Genomic DNA, 20,647 nt, shown 5'->3' with positions numbered 1-20,647 from the left:
TAAGATGGATTAGACTATTGGCGAGCTCCCTGTGATTTTACGGAGAGGACCTTGCACTGTAAGAAAGTATAAATTTCCAGCTAGAGGTGAATTTGACGTAGTCGAAAATTTCAGGAATACAGTATAAGTAGGGCTACGCCGCTGTCTTCGCTGGGGAGCAGAGCTCGCCAATCTGCAAGTTTTCTTTATGCAACCTATGCAATATTACAATGAATATTTGCTATAATAAGAGGAGGTATCAATTGACTGGAGGAATATATATATGGCTATTAAAGCAATTTTTTTCGATTTAGACGACACGTTGCATGATCATCAAAAGCCGTTTACTGATTCATTGCATAAAATGTTCCCGGAGCATGCGGAAATTCTCGCTCCAGAAGATACATATAAGAAATTTAGATATTTTAGCGATTTACTGTGGGAAGATTATTGCCAAAATCGGTTAACCTTGGAAGAGCTTCGTGTGCAAAGAATGGTATTAGCGTTAAAAGAATATGAAATTAGCATCTCTAACGAGGTTGCTCAGCAATTCCAACTTCAATACGAGGCTGCTTTGAACGCCATTGAGCTATTTCCAGAGGTACCTGAATTATTGACAACACTTTCCAATCAAGGGTTTGAGCTTGGCATTATTACAAATGGACCTACTGCACATCAAAGGAATAAAATGAAATGCCTTGGTATTACTCAATATATTCCAGAGCATCGTATATTTGTATCTGATGCGGTAGGACATGCAAAGCCAGATCCACGAATTTTCCATGAAGCTGCGAAAACGGTAGACTGTGCTCCAGAGCATATCCTTTATATTGGAGACTCTTGGACAAATGATATTGTAGGATCTTCTAAGGCGGGTTGGCAGTCCATTTGGTATAATCACCGAAAAAGACAACCGGATACCGAGCATACACCGTTAGCAGAAATTGAGCAGCTGTTATCTATATTGGAAATAGTTAAACAAGGCTAGTTCGTGCTAGTTCTTGATCTGTAATTAAAATGGCTGCTTGATATAAGCATGTCGACAAGCCCTTGTGAAATCACAAGGGCTTGTTGCGATTGATTGCTGATAATAGATTAGCAGGGTGTTAATAGAGAATTCTATAATTGTTATGTAGAGTAACCGCACCGGAAAACGACTCTTATAGAAGCAGTTACGTCCCCTTCACAATCGTTATAAATAAACAATGATATGTAGCTCTTATACCCTTTTCGTCCCGATAATGAGTTTCATAGAGACTCATTAATTCCCGCAGAAAGGAAGGCCGTTGGCAGGAGTGCTCCTGATTGCTATTATTTGCTCCAATCTTTTGAATCGAGTTGAAAAAAGCGCGTGTTGACGGAAAATACTCTAATTCAAGCTGTTCTGTTTTGATTATCTCAAATGAACATGAATTTGCAGAATTGAGCACCTGCTTACAAAGCGTATCTAGCTCCTCAAGAGAATAAAATGATTGCCCTGGTGAACTGCTTAGTTGAAGCCCCAGCTTTTCTTTTGCCTGCTCATAAGCAGCATGCAGCTCTTGAAAGGTTTTGGCTCCAAATGTGGAAAATGCAAATATTCCATCAGGCTTTAATAATGTAAATAATCGCTGGATCACTCTGCTAGGATGATTCAGCCATTGAAATGTTGCGTTTGAAAGAATAAGATCATAGCTGCCAGTAAGAACGATTTCCTCAATATCACCGCATAAAAAGGTAACACGTTCCTCTTGGATCCGTTCTTGTGCCACGTCAATCATTCCGGGTGCCAGATCAATCGCAAGAATTCGAGCCTTCGGAAATGCCTTGCATAATAACTGTGTCAAGCAACCCGAACCGCAGCCAATCTCAAGAATATTTATCTGTTGTTCTACTAAGTGTTGAGGGAGTGAATCTGTTAGCTGCTTTGCCATCGTTTTTTGAACATGTGCATAGTCATCATATGTTTTTGCATGCTTGCTAAATCGCTTTTTTAAAAGCTGTTTATTAATCATTTCTCTTCCATCCTTTGCACAAATTTTTTGATTAATCGCATGCATTCATCTGGTTTTGTGAAAAAGGGGATATGGCCTGTTTCGCTCACCATAGAAAAGTGGGCTTTTTCTCCAAGCTGTTCGTTTATAAAAGAAGAAGCCGTAAGCGGACAGATTGTATCTTCTGTTCCATGAATCAATAGGCATGGAGTTTCAATCTTATTAAGGAGCGATCTATAGTCTGTTTCTAATAAATAGTCTAGACCTACCATAAGAGATAACATGTCATCCCCTTGAAATTCTCGTTGCACTAGGTCTACAAACTGATGATGCTGTCCTTTGTCTTGTTCGGGCTGAGAGAACATAGCTTCATAAAAAAGAGTAAGTGTTTTGTCTTTATCCTCTTGTAATTGTTTTTTCATCCGCTTCACAACGCGTGGCTGCCAGCCTGAAGGATATTGTTCACAGCTTGTAAAACGACTTGTTCCGCTAAAGAGGATAAGACCTTTTATACGTTCCGGATACAGGCTTGCAACTTTAAGAGCTGTCAGTGTACCTAATGACCAACCGAGTAAAAAAATAGGTGTATGAATCGAGGTAATCTCTTGTATCACCCGCTCCTCAAAGTCGATAGGAGCTTTTATATGCCTCCATTCCACGAATGAAAGATCAAATATGTTAGAGAGCGATTCAATACATGGCTGAAATACTTCCCTTTCCATTCCCCAGCCGGGAAGCATTACTAAATGCGATTGTTTCATCTCACAACCCCTTTTGTTAACTGATTTTTATTTAAGGTTAACATTTTCTTTATCTAACCATGACTTTGTGAAACTGTCAATACAAGGAATCGTAAGAGGGATAAAAAGCTTTAGAATAAGCCTGCTAGTTTTATCTAGGGGCTATGAAAAGGCAACTAAGGTACTTCTATAAAATATAACAGGCAGTCTCCAAAAGGTTGTTTTAGCTGTTCATTAGAAACCTTAATACACGATGGAATCTTATAAAGGAGTTGTTTAGATATTATCCTGTATAATGATTAATGAACTTGAAAAAGTGATAGCTTACAATAGGTAAAGGAAGATATTAAGGAGGAGTTTATTATGAGGTTCCTACATATTGTGAAAAATGAAGAATTAAGATTAGCTATTTTCACTGAGCAGGGCGTTCTTGATTTGGCTGAGGCTGGTGAGGCATTTAATTTCTCCCTTCCACAAACCTTAAAACAAGTCATTATACAGGGTGAAGAAGGTTTAGCTAAAATTGAAGACATTACAAACAAAGCCATGAGCCAAAGAAAGGAGCTTTTTAGACAAGAGGAAAGCATTACCTTTGGTCCAAGTGTTGATAACCCGGAGAAAATTATTTGTATTGGTTTAAACTATATAAGCCATGCTGAGGAATCAAACATGAAAGTGCCGACAGAACCCATCGTATTTAGTAAGTTTAGCAACGCTCTTTCAGCGCATCAACAAATCGTAGAATTACCAAGTAATGCAGAAAAATATGATTATGAAGCAGAATTAGTTGTCATTATTGGGAAGGAAGCACGAAATATTACAGAAGAGGAAGCGCCAAATTATATTTTTGGCTATACGATAGGAAACGATTTATCGGCAAGGGACTTACAGTTTAAAACAGGTCAGTGGTTAATAGGGAAAACATTAGATGGATTTGCCCCAGTCGGTCCATATACTGTGCCAAGTAAGTTTATCGGTAATCCGCATAACCTCGATATTGAGTGCCGGGTAAATGGACAAGTACGTCAAAAAGCAAATACAAAGGATATGATTTTCAATTGTTATAAAATCATTAGTTATCTGTCAGAGTATATGACATTAAAACCCGGAGATGTAATTTTTACAGGCACCCCGGAAGGCGTAATCCTCGGGTATCCAGAAGGGGAGCAAGCTTGGCTGGCTTCACAGGACGAGGTCACCATATCAATAGACAAGCTGGGGACATTACGAAATACATTAAGTTAAACCTCTAACATTAAACCATATAAGACTACATAGATTGAGGATGTCCCAAAAGAGTAGCGCTATGAGCTACTCCTTTGGGACATCCTCTGATATTTTAATCAGCTTCACCAATAACAAGGAATCTTTCATATGAATAACAATTCAAGTTCACTTACTTGTTTCCTTCCGAACAATCGGAGCTACCTCCGTAGCTAATAACTCAATGCCCTCAGCTACTTTCTTAAACGGTATACCGCCTATGTCGATCTGCGCCATAAAACGTTGATGCCCAAATAGCTCGTATTGGCGAAGAATTTTCTCGATAATCTGTTGCGGGCTTCCCACGAACAAAGCGGTATCAGGAGTTGTCATTTCGTCAAAATCTGCTCTTGATATTGTACCGACCATCCCTCGCTGGCGGTTAACGTATGACCAGTAATTTGAATAATAAGGATAGAATTCGTCTTTGGCTTGTTGGGTTGTTTTTGAGATATACCCATGTCCTGTTATGCCTACCTTGAGACTTTCCAGAATATGTCCGGTTTCAGTACCAACTTTGCGGTATAAATCAACTAATGGCTTAAATCTGGCCGGGTCACCGCTAAGAATTGCTATAGCCATCCCAACACCTAATCTGCCGGCGCGAGTCGCACTTTCCGGTGATCCCCCAACGCCAACCCATATTGGTAACTGCTTCTGTAAAGGCCGAGGTGCAATTTCAGCATTGCTCAATGATGAACGAAAGTGCCCTTCCCATGAAATTCTCTCGTTTTCATTAAGCTTTAAAAATAAATCGATGTTTTCTGAAAATAAGGCGTCATAGTCATTTGTGTCAAATCCGAAAAGAGGGAACGATTCCACGAACGCTCCTCGGCCAGCGATTATTTCCGCACGTCCATCCGAAAGTAAATCTAATGTAGCGAAGTCCTCAAACAAGCGAACAGGGTCAACAGTACTTAACACTGTGGTTGCACTTGTCAACTTGATGTGTTTGGTTTTTTGAGCAATGGCTGCCAACATAACCGGAGTAGCTGATACTGCATAGTCTAACCGATGGTGCTCACCAACCCCAAAAATATCAAGTCCGGCCTCGTCAGCAAGTTTTGCTGCCTCAATTATCTCCTTAATTCTTTGCCGAGCACTAATTGTTGCACCAGTATAAGGGTCTGGACATATATCTCCAAGCGTATAAAGACCAATTTCTATTCCTGAATTTGTAAATCGCTCTTCTTGTCGCATTGCTGCATTTTCCTCCAGTTAAGACTATAAAAACATCATTAAAGAGGATGACTCCAAAGGTCCAAAGGTGACCAACGGAGTCATCTTGTTTACACTAAAATTCCAGCTAGAAATGAATTCGACGTAGCAGCAAGTTTTAGGAATAAAATATAGGTACAACTACGTCTCTATCTTCGCTAATCGGCAAGTTGCCTTTAATTTTTAGCGTTTGCGATAAGTTCTTTAAGCTCTGGCGTAAATCCCTTTACCGCTTGGTTTCCAATTACCGTTACAGGCACACCCATAAATCCAAACTTCTCTACTTCCTTTTGATATTCTACGCTTGCCATTACATCTCTTACCTCAAAAGCTATGCCTTCTTCTTCTAACATTTGTTTCACATAATTGCACTCTACACAACCAGCTGTTGAATAGACAATCACCTGCTTGCTCATTCGCCGACAGCCTCCTTTAACGCTTCTTTTGTAATTTTCCAGTGAGAGGTATTCCAACGAACTTGCCCATCCTCAAGTAAAAAGACTTGTGGAGATTCATGCTTAATTCCAAACTGTTCAGCAATTTGATTAGAAACAGGACGGTCTTCAATAACTAATACAATTGCGGCAGATGTATTCGTATCCTTAACAAAAGCTTGAAATTCTTCATGCGCTTGAGCACTGATGGGGCAAGTTGTACTATGTTTAAAAAGCAAATGCTTTCCTGATTGTTGTACAAATTGATTCATTTCATCGATGCTTGTTAATTTTTTAATTTCCATTTTAATACCCCTATCCTAATTATTTTCATTTTTATTATAACAGTTTTTTCAATTTTTGAATGGAATGGTGTACGCGATATGATATCCCAGATAACTTTTGTAGCAATACTTTGTGTAAGTGATTCTGTTTATTTTCCGAAAATTACACTCGTAAAAGAATACGATTCCCAGACGGATCTAATGTAACAAAGGAACCATTCTCTTCTTTGACAGTTGCACCAATGCTCTGTAAGCGAGCAATAACATTATTTCTTGTTTCCTCATCCGACAGCAGTAAAGTAAATGATTCGAGTCCGACACTGTGAGCTGGTGGGGGAGGTGCCCCTACACCGTTCCATGTATTTAATCCAATATGGTGATGATATTTACCGGTAGAAATGAAAAGTGCTTGATTCCCATAGCGGTTCACCACTTCAAATCCGAGTCCCTGAATATAAAATTCTTCAGTCTTTTTTAGCTCAGATACATGTAAATGGATATGTCCCATGATAGTGCCAGCAGGAAGAGTAGTCCAAGACTCTCCTTGCCCCTCCGCAAGAAGGCTCTCTGCATCCACTGGTTCGGTTGCCATTACTACTTCACCGTTTTTCCAATTCCACCCGGAAGAATTACGGTCTGCATAAATTTCAATTCCATTTCCATCAGGGTCAGCTAAATAAAGAGCCTCGCTTACAAGATGGTCTGATGCGCCTTGTAAGGGATAGCCGACTTGGATAAAATGCGTTAATATTCTTCCTAAATCAGCACGATTAGGCAGTAAAAGGGCAAAGTGATACAGTCCCGTAGTTCTTCCATGCTTAGGAACAACGTTTTCTGGCTGTTCAAGTGATAACAAAGTAGTTTTGCCATCGGCAGTTAGCTTAGCTGTTCGTTCCGTTTGTTCCAATACCTTAAAACCGATTACTTGCTGGTAAAATGCTAGTGCACGATCCAAGTGTTGTACCTTTAGGTTTACCTGCCCTACAAACGTATTCGGTGCATGATGAAAATTCATTTTAAATCGCTCCTTTTGATTTAAGCATCCTTTGAACGGAACAGTAGATTATCTAAAGCTAAAAAGGACTTGTTTATTGCAGCAAGGTAGAGTGAGATTACCAATAAAGCCAAGTCAAGTTCGTAGCCAGCCATTTGACCATTTCCCAGAAATCCAGCAGCTAGTTTTACTTTTACTGTCGCAACAGCTAGGATCAGTACGAATAAAATGGAAACAAGTCTTATTCCAATTCCCAAAACCAAAGCAATACCGCCAACTAATTCAATCAAAGCTACTACATAAGCGCTGAATCCCGGAAAACCTAAACTTTCGAAAAATCCAGCCGTATTTGCAATGCCACCCTGAAATTTTGCTAATCCATGTACAAAGAATGTGATGCCTAAAAATACTCTCAAAATTGTTGCACCGATTTCATTACTTCTTATCATTTCTCTAACACTCCTCTTTCATAATTATTTTGCTCGTAATGACAACAAACTGTAATTCGATACTTAACTTTTCAGTTAGTTACTTTATGTAAGTTATTATATTTTTGTAACTAATTTATGTCAAGTAACTTATCTAAAGAGAAGAGTTTATTTATGAACTGAAAACCTTATGTTCCGACTCTTTGGAGTTCTACATGTTTAAGTAACCCTAGAGATTTGTCTTAATGAAGATAAGTATATTTTTAAATTATTTTACTCAAGATAAATCAAAGAAAATTATGTCTTGAATCTAGAGGATCCTATAGGAATGGGGTGATTTAATGCAATTGCAACAACTTATGAAGTACCAAGGTGAATGGTATGTTTGGCTGCTAGTGATTACTTCAATACTAATCGTGCTGCTTATGCCCAAAAAAAATTTAACATGGATAGGAGTATTTATTACTTTAGGGGTGGCCGGACATTTGACTTGGATTGCTGATTCTATTGCGGGCTCTGTATTTGATACATTTGATCTGGCAAAGAGCAATACTACAGAGCTTAGCGATTCTTTTTTACTTAGCTTTGTTCCTGCCTGTATAGCTGTTATTTATGTTAATTTTTATAGCTCCCGGGCAAGATGGACTTTTGCATTTATTTTTACATTATTGTCTTCTTTCTTAGAATTAGGATTGGTCACATCTGGGTACATGAGAAATAAAGGCTGGGAAACATGGTATGGGTTACCTGTTTACTTTATAGCCTATAGATTCTTCTTTCCGTGGTTTTTGAAAATAATTTCAAAGGATTTAGTTAAAATATCTTCTTGAACTATTTGCCCGCTTCCGAGAACAAATTCTATGTAAACAAGCAGCCCAAAACAGGCTTGTTTTTGTTTCTTTACACTTTAAGAAATTATAAATTTCTAGCTGGGAGATCATTCGACGTAGCGAGAAATTTTAGGAATAAAGTATAAGGGCAACTACGCCTCTGTCTTCGCCCAAGAGCAGGGCTCGCCAATCAGCGTAGATTTTAGCTTCTATACAGTCCTCAAACATTTCTGTATGAAAAAGTTATATATCTAACAAAAAGACAGTAAATATTTAAAAAAGAAAATAACTTAAAGCGTGGTGAGCATGCTGGAAATTATAATCGCTCAAAAAAATGATACATTAAGAACGCTGGCCGATCAGTATCATATAGAGCTTCAAGCATTGTTAGATGCTAATTCCCACATTGAATTTCCAGACCAAGAAATCACTGATATGGAAGTGCGGATTCCTGTACAGCTAACATCTCCTCAAACACCCCCAGTATGTTATCCGGAAATGCCTGCTTCATATTTAGATCATTGGATTCCCCTTACTCCTCTTGAAAAAATGGCAGCAGAGGAGTACGACGCTCTGGTAGTAGGGAGCGGAGCTGGGGGAAGTGCTGCTCTGTATCGTTTATGTGAACAGTGGCAGAATAAAGGAAAAAAAGTTGGAATGATCGAAGCAGGAGGGCTATTATTACCAACGCATGCACAAAATGTTCCTACCTTAGAAGTAGAACGCTTTCAACAATATTTTTTAAGCCCTAATATCTCTACACCCATAGGTTGGGAGCTTCCCGAATTCCCTGGGGCAAGACTTGTATTTGCATTAGGAGGAAGAACGCTATTTTGGTCAGCAGTTTGTCCAAGAATGAATGAAGCAGAATTTAAGGATTGGCCAATTTCTTTTGAGGATTTGCTTGAATACTATAATAAAGCTGAGGAAGTTTTAAAGGTTACTCAGGAGTTTACAGAGGATTCCTTGCTAACTGAGATTATCATTGATCGTCTTCACAAAAGTGGGTTCCCACAGGCTATGCATGTTCCGATTGCAACAGATGTTTCACAAGCAAAATTCGGAAAAGTTCATTCGGATGTTTTTTTTAGCTCCATCTCATTCTTGGCGAAATCCCTCAATATACATCCCTTTGATTTATCGATCTATTCCCGCGCTGTTCAGGTTATTGTTGAAAATAACAGAGTGACAGGAGTAAAGGTGTTAACCTGGGGCGGGAAAGCCTATATCATACGGGCGAAAAATGTTATTTTATCAACTAGTGCCCTTGAAACTCCTAGAATTCTACTGAATTCAGGAATAGAGGGGAAAGCGATTGGTCATTACTTAGTAAACCATTCCTTCTTAGAGGTAAATGGAGAGTTAAACCGTTTCGAGTTTCCGGAAAATTTAGGGAATCTCGGCATTCTAGTCCCACAAACTGCAGAAGTTCCTTATCAGCTTCAAATGTATGGAAGAGGGGGATCCTTCTTTTATCACGAAAGACAAGTGCCATTGCGTGAAAAAATACCTGTTTATTTACAAGGCTTTGGTAGGGTTGAATCCCGTTATGAAAATAAGGTAACCTTGCATCCTATGAAACGTGATATTTTTGGAATACCAAAAATACATGTTAATTTTTCCTACAGCCAAAAGGATCTTGAATTAATTAACTATATTCAAGAAAAAATGAAGCAAGCGTTACAAGGCATGAGAGTGAGTATCCAACCAGGAACGGAGATTTGTCTACGCCCTCCAGGACTTGATTATCATGAAATGGGTACCTGTCGAATGGGAGAGGACCCTGAAACATCGGTTACAAATAAGTACGGACAGGTGCATAATATTTCAGGTCTATTTGTCGCAGATAATAGTGTATTGCCTCATAGCGGTGCTGCCAACCCAACACTTACCACAATTGCCTTAGCTTTTCATACTGCAGATTATATTACCCGCAAATAGAAGTTTATAAAAGCGTAAGTAAAGAATGATAATGTTTTCTGTGTATAGAGACATTGAGAGTGGGAGAATTAAAAATATGTAACATACCATCTTTCAAAGATGGTTTTTTTACGCTTTAGATATACATTTCTATACAAAAGCGGATTCGATGCAATCAGAAAATTTTCGCGACAAGGTATGAATGCAACTATACCGGTGGTTTTGACTTATATCATAAAAGTCTAGTTCATATAGGAATAAGAAGTAAAAATCTGTATAAATTAACATATGGTGATGTGTTCAAGGCGCTAGTTCGGTGTGTAGAATAACGGTAAGAATCAGAGCTGTGCCTTGCAAGTCAATTCGGAAAATGGACAAGTATAATTAGGAGGATAAGTATATGGCAATTCTAGAGGATGCAGTTCAGCGAATCAAAATATTGGAATGCCCAACCGGAGACTTGGAACAACGAGTGAAGGGAATATTAGAGGAGTATGGAGTAGCAAACGGAGATAAATTGATGGTAAGTCGCGATAAAAGATTTGATCAAAACGAGGCACAGGCATATAGCGCTACAATTTTAGGAGATCAGGAGCAGTCGCAGTCCATTGTCATTTTAGCCAAATCAGGACTTGATGATTATGTAGCCCAGGTTGTAGATGCTTATATAAAATAAAGAAAACTCGCCGATTGGCGAGCCCGGCTCTTGGGCAAAGACAGAGGCGTAGTTGCACTTACACTTTGTTCTTAAAATGTAAAAATAGAATGTAAGCTGTATCATTTTATGTCCACAATGTCTTTAATCAGCTAATCCTCATCTAACTTCAAATAGTACTGTCCGTCCCGCAAAGCATATAAAACAAATCCTTGAAAAGAAATTTTTTTCTTTCTGGTCTCTGTAAAACGCTAGGCTACAAAGGTAACCTAGCGTTTTTTATCGCACTGTAGGAAAGTATAGGACTACATTTGATTTCATTAAAATAAAAATTTTTTTCTTAAATGTATTGATTAAAAAAATTTTTTTCTTTATAATCAACTCAAGAAATGAAAGTGGTTACAAGAAAACGCTTCATAGAATTAAAGGAGGATTCATCATGTTATTACTCATCGTCTTAGCAGCGATTGTTGCTCTTTTGCTGCTTATTACTTGGGCAAAGCTCAATCCATTTGTTGCTCTTATTATTACTGCTATTGGTGTAGGTCTTGCCACAGGCATGCCGCTTATATCACCTGATCCAACAAAGGTTCCTGGTATTATCGATTCTCTTAAAGCAGGTATGGGAAATACGCTAGGATTCCTCGCTATTGTTCTTGCACTTGGAACAATGCTTGGAAAGATGATGGCAGAGTCCGGCGGGGCTGAGCGTATTGCACAAACATTGATTGCTCGCTTTGGACAAAAGAACGTTCATTGGGCGATGATGTTTGTAGCATTTATCGTTGGTATACCTGTATTTTTCCAAGTAGGCTTTGTTCTTTTAGTTCCATTAGTATTTACAATTGCACGTCAAACAGGAGTTTCATTAGTAACGATAGGGGTTCCGTTAGTAGCAGGTCTTTCAGTAGTTCATGGACTTGTGCCGCCACACCCGGCTGCAATGGCTGCAGTAGGCATTTTTAAAGCTGATGTAGGTTTAACAATCTTGTACTCTATTATTGTAGGTCTTCCAACTGCAATTCTTGCAGGTCCGCTTTACGGAAAATGGATCGGAAAACGCATTCATAAAGAAATCCCAAAAGAAATCGGTGAACAGCTTACAGAGCATAAAGAAGCAAAGGAACTTCCAGGCTTTTTCAATACAGTATTTACAGTTCTCGTACCGGTTATTTTAATGTTAGCTGCTTCTATCGCTGAATTATCCTTGGCAAAGGATAGCGCAGCATTTAAAGTATTTAAATTTTTAGGAGACCCAGTTGTTGCTCTTTTAATTGCAACCGTTTACTCTTTCTTTAGCTTAGGGTTCTTCCGTGGCTTAAACCGTGATACTGTTTTAAAATTTACGAACGACTGCTTAGCTCCAACAGCTACTATTCTTTTAGTTATCGGAGCGGGTGGAGCATTTAACAAAGTGTTACTGGATTCAGGGATTGGCCAATATATCGCTGAGTTAGCACAACAATCACATGTTTCACCAATTGTATTAGGCTGGGGTATTGCTGCAATGATTCGTGTGGCAACAGGTTCTGCAACTGTTTCGATGATGACGGCAGCTGGTATCGTTTCTCCTATTGCAGCTGCGATGCCTGGTACAAACCTAGAGCTTCTTGTGTTAGCGACAGGTGCAGGATCACTTATTCTTTCTCATGTAAATGACTCTGGATTCTGGATGATCAAAGAATATTTTGGAATGACTGTAAAAGAAACATTGCTAACATGGACAGCTTTAGAAACAATTATATCTGTAGCAGCATTTATATTTATTCTAGTACTTAATGTATTTGTCTAATGAATCAGAAAAGGTGAGCTCCTTTTATAGAAGAGCTCACCTTTTCTGATTGCATCAATAGCTTAGGGAAGGGAGAGGCGTTTTGCTTTACAAATTATTACTATTATATTCTGGTTTCTGAAATAGCATTTCGTATTCTCTCGAGTGATTTTTTGGCATTCTCTTTATTTAAAATCGCGATGTTTATATATAGGGCATCGATTAGGCATAGTTGGCCAATTCGTGAAGCTAATGCTTCGGATCGATACTCCGTTTCCTCCGAGGTTGTATACAGGGCAACATCTACATTTTGACTGATTGGAGATTTTGGAAAACTTGTAATTCCAATTGTTTTAGCACCATTTTCATTCGCTGTTTGTAAGATACGAAGTGTATCCTTGTTTGTGCCAGAGTGAGAAATGACAACAGCAACATCATTTTCTGTTAATTGGGAGGCAGACATTAATTGAAAATGCGAATCGGAGAAGACAAAGGCTTTTATTCCCGCCCGTAGAAACTTGTGATAAGCATCCATTGCAATGACCGCTGAGCCGCCTGTTCCATAAAACTCTATCCGATTGGCATGAAGAATAAGCTCTATCGCCTTTTTGAGAGAGTTGCTATCTAAGATTTGTAATGTATTTTCTAGTGTTCTGATATTGGATTTAAATATTTTTTCAGCCACTGTTTTTTCATTGTCCTGTTCACTAATTTCTTCATGAATCTGCTGAATAGGATTCATCACTTCTGATGCCAATGCAATTTTCATCGCTTGATAGCCTTTAAAGCCTATGCGTTTACAAAAACGAAAGACGGTCGCCTCTGCAACGCTTAAGTCCTCAGCTACTGTATTAATGGTACTATGAATTATTTTTTCTGGATTCTCTAGAATATACCCAGCAATCTTCTTTTCCTTTTCGCTCAATCTTGGGTAATAGGAACGTATTTTTCCTAAACAATTCCCTGTCATAAGAAACTTCCCTTCTGTAAGGTTACTATAGCAAGTATAACATAAAGTACAGGCGAGAAATAAATTTCGAAAAAAACAATAACCAGAAAAAAATTTTTTTCTTTAATCTTGTAATTAGGAAATTTTTTTTGTATGATTTGAATCATGGAAGAAAAAATTTTTCAGAAGAGTGTTGGAATTAGAGCTATTTAGAAGGCAGAAGAAATTCCTGAACCGCTCTTCGGTATTGTTTTTGCTGCAAACGGTTACCTGTACGTGAATGGTACACACTAACTCACAGTTTGAGAGATGTCAGGAGGAAAACACTATGAGTCATAACATTGAAACATTAGCTATCAATACGATTCGTACTTTATCAATTGACGCTATTAATCAGGCCAATTCCGGTCATCCAGGCCTTCCGATGGGAGCTGCTCCCATGGCGTATGCATTATGGGCGCATCATCTGGATCATAACCCTGCAAATGCAAAATGGTTTAACCGAGACCGATTTGTTCTTTCGGCAGGCCATGGTTCCAGCTTGTTATATAGTTTGCTTCACTTGGCTGGCTATGATGTATCCCTAGACGATTTAAAAAGCTTCCGAAAATTAAACAGTAAAACACCAGGTCATCCGGAGTTTGGTCATACAGATGGTGTTGAAGCAACAACGGGTCCTTTAGGACAAGGGATTGCGAATGCGGTCGGGATGGCGATGGCTGAAGCGCATTTAGCTGCGAAATTTAATCAAGCTGGATTTCCTGTGATTGACCATTACACATATGCGTTAGTGGGTGATGGCGATTTAATGGAAGGTGTCGCTTATGAAGCTATGTCGATGGCTGGTCATATGAAACTCGGAAAATTAATTGCTTTATATGATTCAAACGACATCTCCTTGGACGGTTCCTTAAACCTTTCCTTTTCAGAAGATATTCAAAAACGAGCTGAATCTGCTCATTGGCAATATTTGCGTGTGGAAGATGGAAATAATGTCGCGGATATTGCAAAAGCAATTGAATTAGCGAAACAAAATCCGGATCAGCCAACCTTGATCGAAATTAGAACGATTATCGGCTACGGCAGCCCAAAAGTTGCCGGAACAAACAAGGCACATGGGAATCCGCTTGGAGCAGAAGAAGCGAAAGCAACAAAGCAAGCGTACGGCTGGCACTATGAAGAAAATTTCTTTGTGCCAGAAGAAGTACAAGCCCATTTTGAAGAACTAAAACAAAGAGGGATCGGCAAAGAAGAGCAATGGAAGGAATTGTTCCATTCATATCGAGAAGCGTATCCTGCATTAGCGAATGAACTAGAACAAGCTATTACAGGGGAGGTTCTTATCGAAGCGAAAGATATTTTGACGTTTGATACAGAAAAATCTATTTCCACTCGTGTAGCGAGCGGAGAGGCGATGAATCACTTTGTAAAATCGATTCCTTCTATCTTTGGAGGAAGCGCAGACCTTTCCCACTCTACTATGACCGATATCAAGGGAGAAGCAGCATACGCAGTAGAATCCTTTGGTGGACGTAATGTGTACTTTGGTGTTCGTGAGCACGCGATGGGAGCGGCTGGCAATGGAATGGCTCTTCATGGCGGGGTGAAGCCTTTTGTAAGTACCTTCTTTGTGTTCAATGATTATCTTAGACCGTCTATTCGTCTAGCAGCCTTGCAAAAGCTGCCGGTTACGTATGTCTTTACTCACGATTCGATTGCAGTTGGAGAAGATGGTCCAACTCATGAGCCAATCGAACAACTGGCAGCTCTTCGTGCGATTCCTGGCCTTACAGTGATTCGTCCATCAGACGCAAATGAAACAGCGAGTGCTTGGGCGTATGCTCTGCAGCAAACAGATGGTCCGGTTGCTTTAGTATTGAGCCGTCAAAACCTGCCTGTGTTCCATGAGACAGAAGCGAATCTGGAGAATCTTTCTAAAGGGGCCTATGTACTAACACAAACGGATGAACATCCAAACGTGATCTTGATTGCGACGGGTTCAGAAGTGTCCCTGGCTGTGAATGCGAAAGCTGAACTGGAAAAAGAGGATGTATCCGTTCGTGTTGTAGCTATGCCAAGCTGGGAACTGTTCGATCGTCAATCAAAAGAGTACAAGGAGCTTGTTCTGTCAGCGGCTGTTACGAAGCGTGTAGCACTTGAGATGGGAATCTCCCTTGGCTGGGAACGCTATGTAGGATTCGAAGGGAAAATCTTATCTATCGAAACATTCGGTGCTTCTGGAACAGGGGCTGAAGTTATGGAGCTGTTTGGCTTTACAACAGCAAATGTTGTTCAAACTGCAAAAGGTCTACTTCAAACGGCAAAAAGTGTACTACATTCATAAAATGGGGGAAATGGATTATGAAATTTTTTATCGATACTGCAAACCTAGAAGACATCAAAAAGGCATATAAGCTAGGAGTGCTAGCTGGGGTAACGACAAACCCTTCCTTAGTAGCTAAAGAAGGCGTTAAATTTGAAGATCGCATTGCAGAAATCTGCCAAGCAGTTCCACGTGTGGAGTCTGTATCAGCTGAGGTAACGCCAGATGCGATTACTGCTGATGAAATGATCGCACAAGCTGAAGAGCTGATTAAAATTAACGGTGGGGATGACAAGGTTACAATCAAGCTTCCTATGACATTAGCTGGTTTGGAGGCTTGTCGTTATCTGGCAGATAAAGGTGTGAAAACGAACGTTACCCTTATCTTTACAGTGAATCAAGCATTGTTGGCAGCTCGTGCAGGGGCAACGTATGTATCTCCATTCTTAGGCCGTTTAGATGATATTTCTGAGGACGGCGTACAACTAGTGTCAAAAGTAGCTGAACTATTCCGTATTCATAATTTTGATACACAAATTATTGCCGCGTCTGTTCGTCATCCAGATCATGTGACTCGCGTAGCTATGGCAGGTGCTCATATTGCAACAATTCCTTATACGGTAATTGAGCAAATTTCTAAGCATCCGCTAACAGATCAGGGTATAGAAAAATTTGCTGCTGATTGGCTGGCAGCTCCTAAAAATTAAGAGAAACCATCTCACTATTCTTCAGAGAGCGTTAGGTTCTGCGTGCAGTACTAACGCTCTCCTATATTTCTAACGATAAGAAAATTTAAATCGAGCTATCAGAAGGAAGGATTATATATGCCGAAGCAACAAATTGGAGTCGTAGGTGTAGGCGTAATGGGAAAAAGCCTTGCACTAAATTTTGAGAGTAAGGGGCATTCCGTTGCTCTCTATGATATTTCAGAAGAAAAAGTAAATGAAATCATCCAGGAACATCATGATAAAAACCTTATCGGCACTCATAACATTGAAGATTTCATCAACTCCCTTGAGTCCCCTCGTAAAATCCTCCTTATGGTAAATGCAGGAGAAATTACAGACAAAGCAATTGATTCCTTATTTCCTTACCTAGATAAAGGAGATATTTTAATTGATGGCGGCAATACGTATTTTGTCGATACAGTTCGCAGAAACAAACGTCTTGCTGAAAAAGGTATCCATTTTATCGGTGCAGGTGTTTCCGGTGGACAGGAGGGCGCATTAAAGGGACCGTCAATTATGCCAGGGGGGCAGAAGGAAGCATATGAACATGTGAAGGAGATGCTTGAGGGCATTTCTGCAAAGGTAGATGGCGAGCCATGCTGTGCCTATGTAGGGCCAGATGGTGCAGGCCACTATGTAAAAATGGTTCATAACGGGATTGAGTATGGAGATATGCAGTTAATTTGCGAAGCGTACTTTTTCTTAAAACAAACCCTAGATTTAAGCGCAGCGGAGTTTCATGAAATCTTTACAGAGTGGAATCAAGGTGAGCTGGAAAGCTATCTCATTGAGATTACAGCTGACATTTTCACAAAGAGGGATAAAGAAACAGGTAAGCCTTTAGTAGATTTGATTTTGGATACGGCAGAACAAAAAGGAACAGGAAAATGGACAAGTCAAAATGCACTTGACTTAGGTGCCGCGCTTCCGATTATTACAGAATCCGTCTTTGCGCGTTATATGTCTGCAGTAAAAGAAGAGCGGGTGTATGCAAGCGAGGTATTATCTGGTCCTACAGGAAAAGCAGCACTTGCAATTAAAAAGGAACAATTGATTGAAGCGGTACGCCAGGCTTTATATATGAGTAAAATTTGTTCGTATGCTCAAGGGCTTACTCAATTGAAGGATGCTTCAGAAACATATGATTGGAACCTTGATTTAGGAAGTATCGCCATGCTGTGGAGAGGCGGATGCATTATACGTGCAGGCTTTTTACAAAATATTAAGGAAGCGTATGACTGTAATGCGAGTTTACCAAACCTTCTGCTTGACCCATACTTTACAGAAATTGTAGGTTCTTATCAGGGCGGGCTGCGAGAAATTATCGCAATAGCTGCACAGCAAGGAATCCCAGTTCCTGCTTTTTCAGCAGCTTTATCATATTATGATAGCTATCGTACGGCAACCCTGCCTGCAAACTTACTGCAAGCGCAGCGGGATTATTTCGGGGCACATACGTATAAACGGATTGATAAAGAAGGTACATTCCATACAGAATGGGTATAAGATAAGGGGAGAGGCTGTAGGCCTGCTCCCTTGTTCTTTTTACACTGTAAGAAAGGATAGCTTTTCGGGGGGATGTCTAGCTCCCAAGGCTCAAAATGGCAGACTCCGGGCTGAACCTCCGCAAAAGGCAAAAAGCGACTTTTACTCCGGCCCACCCCTACGCTGCCATAAAAGGCGGGCCTTGTCCGCTTTTCTTAACGTTAGACGGTGATAATAATGTTATTTTGCCCGCGTATCATTTCTGATCGCTCTAAATTCGCCTTGCTGCCTAATATCCCGTGAAGAGCTTCCAACGAGAACTTGAAATAAGCCCGCTTTAGAAACCCAGTCCTTCAGCGTTTCGTCATAAGCCGAAATAGCTCTTTTATCTACTGTGAATGTTACTGTTTTGGTCTGCCCTGGTTGTAATGCAATCTTTTCGAAGCCTTTCAGTTCTTTGTAAGGTCTTTCAATTGTTGTCTGCTTATTACGAATATAAAGCTGGACAACTTCTTTGCCGGATACGTTCCCTGTGTTTGAAACATCTACTGATACAACGATTGGCTGATTCTGATTAAGGTCCATCTGAGCGGAATTTAAAGTAAGATTCTTGTACATAAAGTTTGTATAAGAAAGACCGTGACCGAATGCATACGCAGGTTGTATATCTTTTGTATCGTAGTAACGATAGCCAACATAGATTCCTTCAGCATAAAGAACTGTGTTGGCGGCAATATCACCAGGAAAATTACCGTAGGAAGGAACATCACTGTACTGTAATGGAAAGGTTGCAGGAAGCTTTCCAGAAGGATTGGTTTTCCCTGATAGGACGTCAGCGATTGCGTTTCCTCCCTCTTGTCCAGGCTGCCAGGCTAGCAGAATCGCGTCCGCATAGTCTCTCCAGCTCGCAACCTCTATAGGTGCACCTATATTTAAGATAACAACTAACTTTTTACCTTCAGCATGATAGGCATTGGACAAATCTTTTATGAGCTGCACTTCTTCTGGCCTCATATCCATATCAGATCGATCTGCACCTTCTGTTGATGCTCTTCCTATTGAAACTAAACCGATATCTGTATGTTGCGCCAAGTAAACAGCATCACCTGCGCGTAAGCCCTCTACCAGCTTGTTTTCATCCATAGAGCTGACTACTGTATAATTGGCGTTTTGTAATCCTTGTATAAGTGAAACAACATCCTTAGGTTCCACATTTACTTGAGAGCTTCCGCCTCCGCCAATGATGATTCCTAGTTTGTTATGGGCAAGGTCTACAACTGCGTTTTGGCCCGCTACCGCAATTGTGTGGATTCCCTTGAACGGCAAGGTATGATTTTCATTTTTCAGCAGAACCATTCCTTCAGCAGCCGCTTCTCTATCTATCCGAGCACCTTCTTCAGCGACCTGTTTCGTCAGGGACGTTTTATGGTTATAATCTACATTTTTATATTCACCCTTGAATGTAGGTGTCTTAACAATAATCCTCAAAAGATTGCGAACGCACTCATCAAGAGCCCTTTTACTAAGAGTACCATTTTGCACTGCGGCTTTAATGGCACTTGGCGAAGATGCTGATGCCTGGTCGTACACATCTTTAATCAAAGGAGGCATAGGCAAAGGCCCATTGTATGCGCCTGGCATGATTAAATCATTTCCGGCCGCCAAAGCAGCAAAAGGATCCTTTACAGCCCACCAATCTGACATTACAAATCCATCAAAGTCCCATTCATTCCTTAGAATATTTGTCAAAAGATATTTGTTCTGAGTAGCAAACGTACCATTCACCGCATTATACGCACTCATTACTGTCCACGGCTTTACTTGCTTGACCGCCATTTCAAAAGCAGGAAGATAAATCTCCCTCAATGCCCGTTCGGATAGAACCGCATTCATTGTTGTTCGGTTTGTTTCCTGATTATTAACAGCAAAGTGCTTAATAGATGTGCCGACGCCAACGGATTGAACCCCAGTGATAAACGCTGTAGCGATAGTGCCAGCTAAGAAAGGATCTTCAGAGTAGTATTCAAAGTTTCTTCCGCCTAAAGGGTCACGCTGAATATTAACAGCAGGTGCTAATAGAATATCAATTCCATACTCTCTAGATTCTTTCCCCATAGCTTTTGCAACCTTTGCAGCTTGCTCTGTATCCCATGTTGCAGACAGCGATGATGGAATAGGGAATGCAGTTGCATATCGCGGGGCAGCACCAGCAAACAAACCACCGATTCTCACGCCCGCGGGACCATCCGAAAGAGTAATGGACGGGATGCCTAAACGCGGGATTGCATAGGTGGCACCAGCTATCCCATTTGGTCCTGGGTAACCTGCCCCAATAACGAGATGAGCTTTTTCATCCAGTGTCATAGCTTTTAGTACCTTTTCGATAGAAGCTTCATTTACTAGTTTTGGGGGCTGATCTGTTCCATTTGCAGCTGTGACGTTCGTATTAATAATCAGCAGCAAAATGGCAATCATACTCAAACTGATCATTTTGTTCAACCTGTTGTTCATGGTATGTTCCTCCTAGGTGGCAGCGATTGAAGGTAGTTATGCTCCAGCTGACTATTGCTTCATTCGTACTCGTATGGGAATGATCTTCATTTTATAAAGATCCTGTTACTGTAGCTTTTTTCTTTTTTTCCTATTTTTATTAGCGAATAGGGGAAAAAGAAA

The 20,647-nt window shown here is 40.1% G+C and carries 18 protein-coding genes; 9 read left to right on the top strand and 9 right to left on the bottom strand.

Features of this window, described 5'->3' with window-relative positions:
* Positions 1–262: 262 nt before the first annotated feature.
* Positions 263–967: an HAD family hydrolase gene (locus AAHB12_RS04315; RefSeq protein WP_129728809.1), complete on the top strand. Its 705-nt coding sequence runs from the start codon at positions 263–265 to the stop codon at positions 965–967.
* A gap of 184 nt (positions 968–1,151) precedes the next feature.
* Here AAHB12_RS04315 and bioC read toward each other — a convergent pair whose 3' ends face one another.
* On the bottom strand, positions 1,152–1,973 hold the full coding sequence (gene bioC, locus AAHB12_RS04310; RefSeq protein WP_342044423.1) for a malonyl-ACP O-methyltransferase BioC: 822 nt from the start codon (positions 1,971–1,973) through the stop codon (positions 1,152–1,154).
* Positions 1,970–2,713, bottom strand: a complete 744-nt coding sequence (locus tag AAHB12_RS04305; RefSeq protein ID WP_342044422.1) for an alpha/beta fold hydrolase — start codon at positions 2,711–2,713, stop codon at positions 1,970–1,972. The genes bioC and AAHB12_RS04305 overlap by 4 nt, the downstream gene beginning before the upstream one ends.
* A 342-nt stretch (positions 2,714–3,055) precedes the next feature.
* Here AAHB12_RS04305 and AAHB12_RS04300 point away from each other — a divergent pair, with 342 nt between their 5' ends.
* Positions 3,056–3,937 (top strand): fumarylacetoacetate hydrolase family protein, encoded by an 882-nt coding sequence (locus tag AAHB12_RS04300; RefSeq protein ID WP_342044421.1) that lies wholly within the window; start codon positions 3,056–3,058, stop codon positions 3,935–3,937.
* A 147-nt stretch (positions 3,938–4,084) separates the two neighbouring features.
* Here the strand turns inward: AAHB12_RS04300 and AAHB12_RS04295 are convergent, their stop codons facing one another.
* From AAHB12_RS04295 to AAHB12_RS04275, 5 genes are all read right to left on the bottom strand, one after another.
* Positions 4,085–5,155 carry an LLM class flavin-dependent oxidoreductase gene (locus tag AAHB12_RS04295; protein WP_342044420.1) on the bottom strand — a complete coding sequence of 357 codons (1,071 nt, stop codon included), beginning with the start codon at positions 5,153–5,155 and terminating at the stop codon, positions 4,085–4,087.
* 194 nt (positions 5,156–5,349) lie between these two features.
* Entirely contained in the window at positions 5,350–5,589 is a 240-nt protein-coding gene (locus AAHB12_RS04290; RefSeq protein WP_129728804.1) for a glutaredoxin family protein, read from the bottom strand.
* A complete protein-coding gene (gene ytxJ / locus AAHB12_RS04285) occupies positions 5,586–5,912 on the bottom strand; it encodes a bacillithiol system redox-active protein YtxJ (RefSeq protein ID WP_129728803.1) in 327 nt (108 codons plus the stop codon). Before ytxJ ends, AAHB12_RS04290 begins: the two co-directional genes overlap by 4 nt.
* Before the next feature lie 142 nt (positions 5,913–6,054).
* Entirely contained in the window at positions 6,055–6,906 is an 852-nt protein-coding gene (locus AAHB12_RS04280; protein ID WP_342044419.1) for a VOC family protein, read from the bottom strand.
* A 20-nt stretch (positions 6,907–6,926) separates the two neighbouring features.
* Positions 6,927–7,334 carry a DoxX family protein gene (locus AAHB12_RS04275; RefSeq protein WP_342044418.1) on the bottom strand — a complete coding sequence of 136 codons (408 nt, stop codon included), beginning with the start codon at positions 7,332–7,334 and terminating at the stop codon, positions 6,927–6,929.
* Between the two features lie 320 nt (positions 7,335–7,654).
* Between AAHB12_RS04275 and AAHB12_RS04270 the strand changes: the two genes are divergently transcribed.
* The 4 genes from AAHB12_RS04270 (at position 7,655) to AAHB12_RS04255 (ending at position 12,510) form a co-directional block, all read left to right on the top strand.
* Positions 7,655–8,143, top strand: coding sequence for a hypothetical protein (locus AAHB12_RS04270; protein WP_342044417.1), 489 nt, complete (start codon positions 7,655–7,657; stop codon positions 8,141–8,143).
* Between the two features lie 306 nt (positions 8,144–8,449).
* Entirely contained in the window at positions 8,450–10,084 is a 1,635-nt protein-coding gene (locus tag AAHB12_RS04265) for a GMC family oxidoreductase (RefSeq protein ID WP_342044416.1), read from the top strand.
* A 379-nt stretch (positions 10,085–10,463) separates the two neighbouring features.
* Positions 10,464–10,739, top strand: coding sequence for a hypothetical protein (locus tag AAHB12_RS04260; protein WP_129728799.1), 276 nt, complete (start codon positions 10,464–10,466; stop codon positions 10,737–10,739).
* A 418-nt stretch (positions 10,740–11,157) separates the two neighbouring features.
* Positions 11,158–12,510, top strand: a complete 1,353-nt coding sequence (locus tag AAHB12_RS04255; RefSeq protein ID WP_129728798.1) for a GntP family permease — start codon at positions 11,158–11,160, stop codon at positions 12,508–12,510.
* A 103-nt stretch (positions 12,511–12,613) separates the two neighbouring features.
* Here AAHB12_RS04255 and AAHB12_RS04250 read toward each other — a convergent pair whose 3' ends face one another.
* Positions 12,614–13,459, bottom strand: coding sequence for a MurR/RpiR family transcriptional regulator (locus tag AAHB12_RS04250; protein WP_129728797.1), 846 nt, complete (start codon positions 13,457–13,459; stop codon positions 12,614–12,616).
* A gap of 307 nt (positions 13,460–13,766) precedes the next feature.
* Here AAHB12_RS04250 and tkt point away from each other — a divergent pair, with 307 nt between their 5' ends.
* The 3 genes from tkt (at position 13,767) to gndA (ending at position 17,995) form a co-directional block, all read left to right on the top strand.
* Positions 13,767–15,782, top strand: coding sequence for a transketolase (gene tkt, locus AAHB12_RS04245; protein WP_342044415.1), 2,016 nt, complete (start codon positions 13,767–13,769; stop codon positions 15,780–15,782).
* Between the two features lie 17 nt (positions 15,783–15,799).
* Positions 15,800–16,468, top strand: coding sequence for a fructose-6-phosphate aldolase (gene fsa, locus AAHB12_RS04240; RefSeq protein WP_342044414.1), 669 nt, complete (start codon positions 15,800–15,802; stop codon positions 16,466–16,468).
* A gap of 117 nt (positions 16,469–16,585) precedes the next feature.
* Positions 16,586–17,995, top strand: coding sequence for an NADP-dependent phosphogluconate dehydrogenase (gene gndA, locus AAHB12_RS04235; protein ID WP_129728794.1), 1,410 nt, complete (start codon positions 16,586–16,588; stop codon positions 17,993–17,995).
* Positions 17,996–18,214: 219 nt separating this feature from the next.
* Here gndA and AAHB12_RS04230 read toward each other — a convergent pair whose 3' ends face one another.
* Positions 18,215–20,485, bottom strand: a complete 2,271-nt coding sequence (locus tag AAHB12_RS04230) for a beta-glucosidase family protein (protein ID WP_342044413.1) — start codon at positions 20,483–20,485, stop codon at positions 18,215–18,217.
* Between the last annotated feature and the right edge of the window lie 162 nt (positions 20,486–20,647).

The organism is Bacillus sp. OTU530, assembly GCF_038440375.1.
Note: the sequence above shows the minus strand (reverse complement) of the source record. Positions and strands in the feature narration are given on the sequence as shown.

Excerpts from the sequence above, each read along its gene's own strand:
- AAHB12_RS04315 (WP_129728809.1), top strand. The coding sequence starts at position 263 with ATGGCTATTAAAGCAATTTTTTTCGATTTAGACGACACGTTGCATGAT.
- bioC (WP_342044423.1), bottom strand. The coding sequence starts at position 1,973 with ATGATTAATAAACAGCTTTTAAAAAAGCGATTTAGCAAGCATGCAAAA.
- AAHB12_RS04305 (WP_342044422.1), bottom strand. The coding sequence starts at position 2,713 with ATGAAACAATCGCATTTAGTAATGCTTCCCGGCTGGGGAATGGAAAGG.
- AAHB12_RS04300 (WP_342044421.1), top strand. The coding sequence starts at position 3,056 with ATGAGGTTCCTACATATTGTGAAAAATGAAGAATTAAGATTAGCTATT.
- AAHB12_RS04295 (WP_342044420.1), bottom strand. The coding sequence starts at position 5,155 with ATGCGACAAGAAGAGCGATTTACAAATTCAGGAATAGAAATTGGTCTT.
- AAHB12_RS04290 (WP_129728804.1), bottom strand. The coding sequence starts at position 5,589 with ATGAGCAAGCAGGTGATTGTCTATTCAACAGCTGGTTGTGTAGAGTGC.
- ytxJ (WP_129728803.1), bottom strand. The coding sequence starts at position 5,912 with ATGGAAATTAAAAAATTAACAAGCATCGATGAAATGAATCAATTTGTA.
- AAHB12_RS04280 (WP_342044419.1), bottom strand. The coding sequence starts at position 6,906 with ATGAATTTTCATCATGCACCGAATACGTTTGTAGGGCAGGTAAACCTA.
- AAHB12_RS04275 (WP_342044418.1), bottom strand. The coding sequence starts at position 7,334 with ATGATAAGAAGTAATGAAATCGGTGCAACAATTTTGAGAGTATTTTTA.
- AAHB12_RS04270 (WP_342044417.1), top strand. The coding sequence starts at position 7,655 with ATGCAATTGCAACAACTTATGAAGTACCAAGGTGAATGGTATGTTTGG.
- AAHB12_RS04265 (WP_342044416.1), top strand. The coding sequence starts at position 8,450 with ATGCTGGAAATTATAATCGCTCAAAAAAATGATACATTAAGAACGCTG.
- AAHB12_RS04260 (WP_129728799.1), top strand. The coding sequence starts at position 10,464 with ATGGCAATTCTAGAGGATGCAGTTCAGCGAATCAAAATATTGGAATGC.
- AAHB12_RS04255 (WP_129728798.1), top strand. The coding sequence starts at position 11,158 with ATGTTATTACTCATCGTCTTAGCAGCGATTGTTGCTCTTTTGCTGCTT.
- AAHB12_RS04250 (WP_129728797.1), bottom strand. The coding sequence starts at position 13,459 with ATGACAGGGAATTGTTTAGGAAAAATACGTTCCTATTACCCAAGATTG.
- tkt (WP_342044415.1), top strand. The coding sequence starts at position 13,767 with ATGAGTCATAACATTGAAACATTAGCTATCAATACGATTCGTACTTTA.
- fsa (WP_342044414.1), top strand. The coding sequence starts at position 15,800 with ATGAAATTTTTTATCGATACTGCAAACCTAGAAGACATCAAAAAGGCA.
- gndA (WP_129728794.1), top strand. The coding sequence starts at position 16,586 with ATGCCGAAGCAACAAATTGGAGTCGTAGGTGTAGGCGTAATGGGAAAA.
- AAHB12_RS04230 (WP_342044413.1), bottom strand. The coding sequence starts at position 20,485 with ATGAACAACAGGTTGAACAAAATGATCAGTTTGAGTATGATTGCCATT.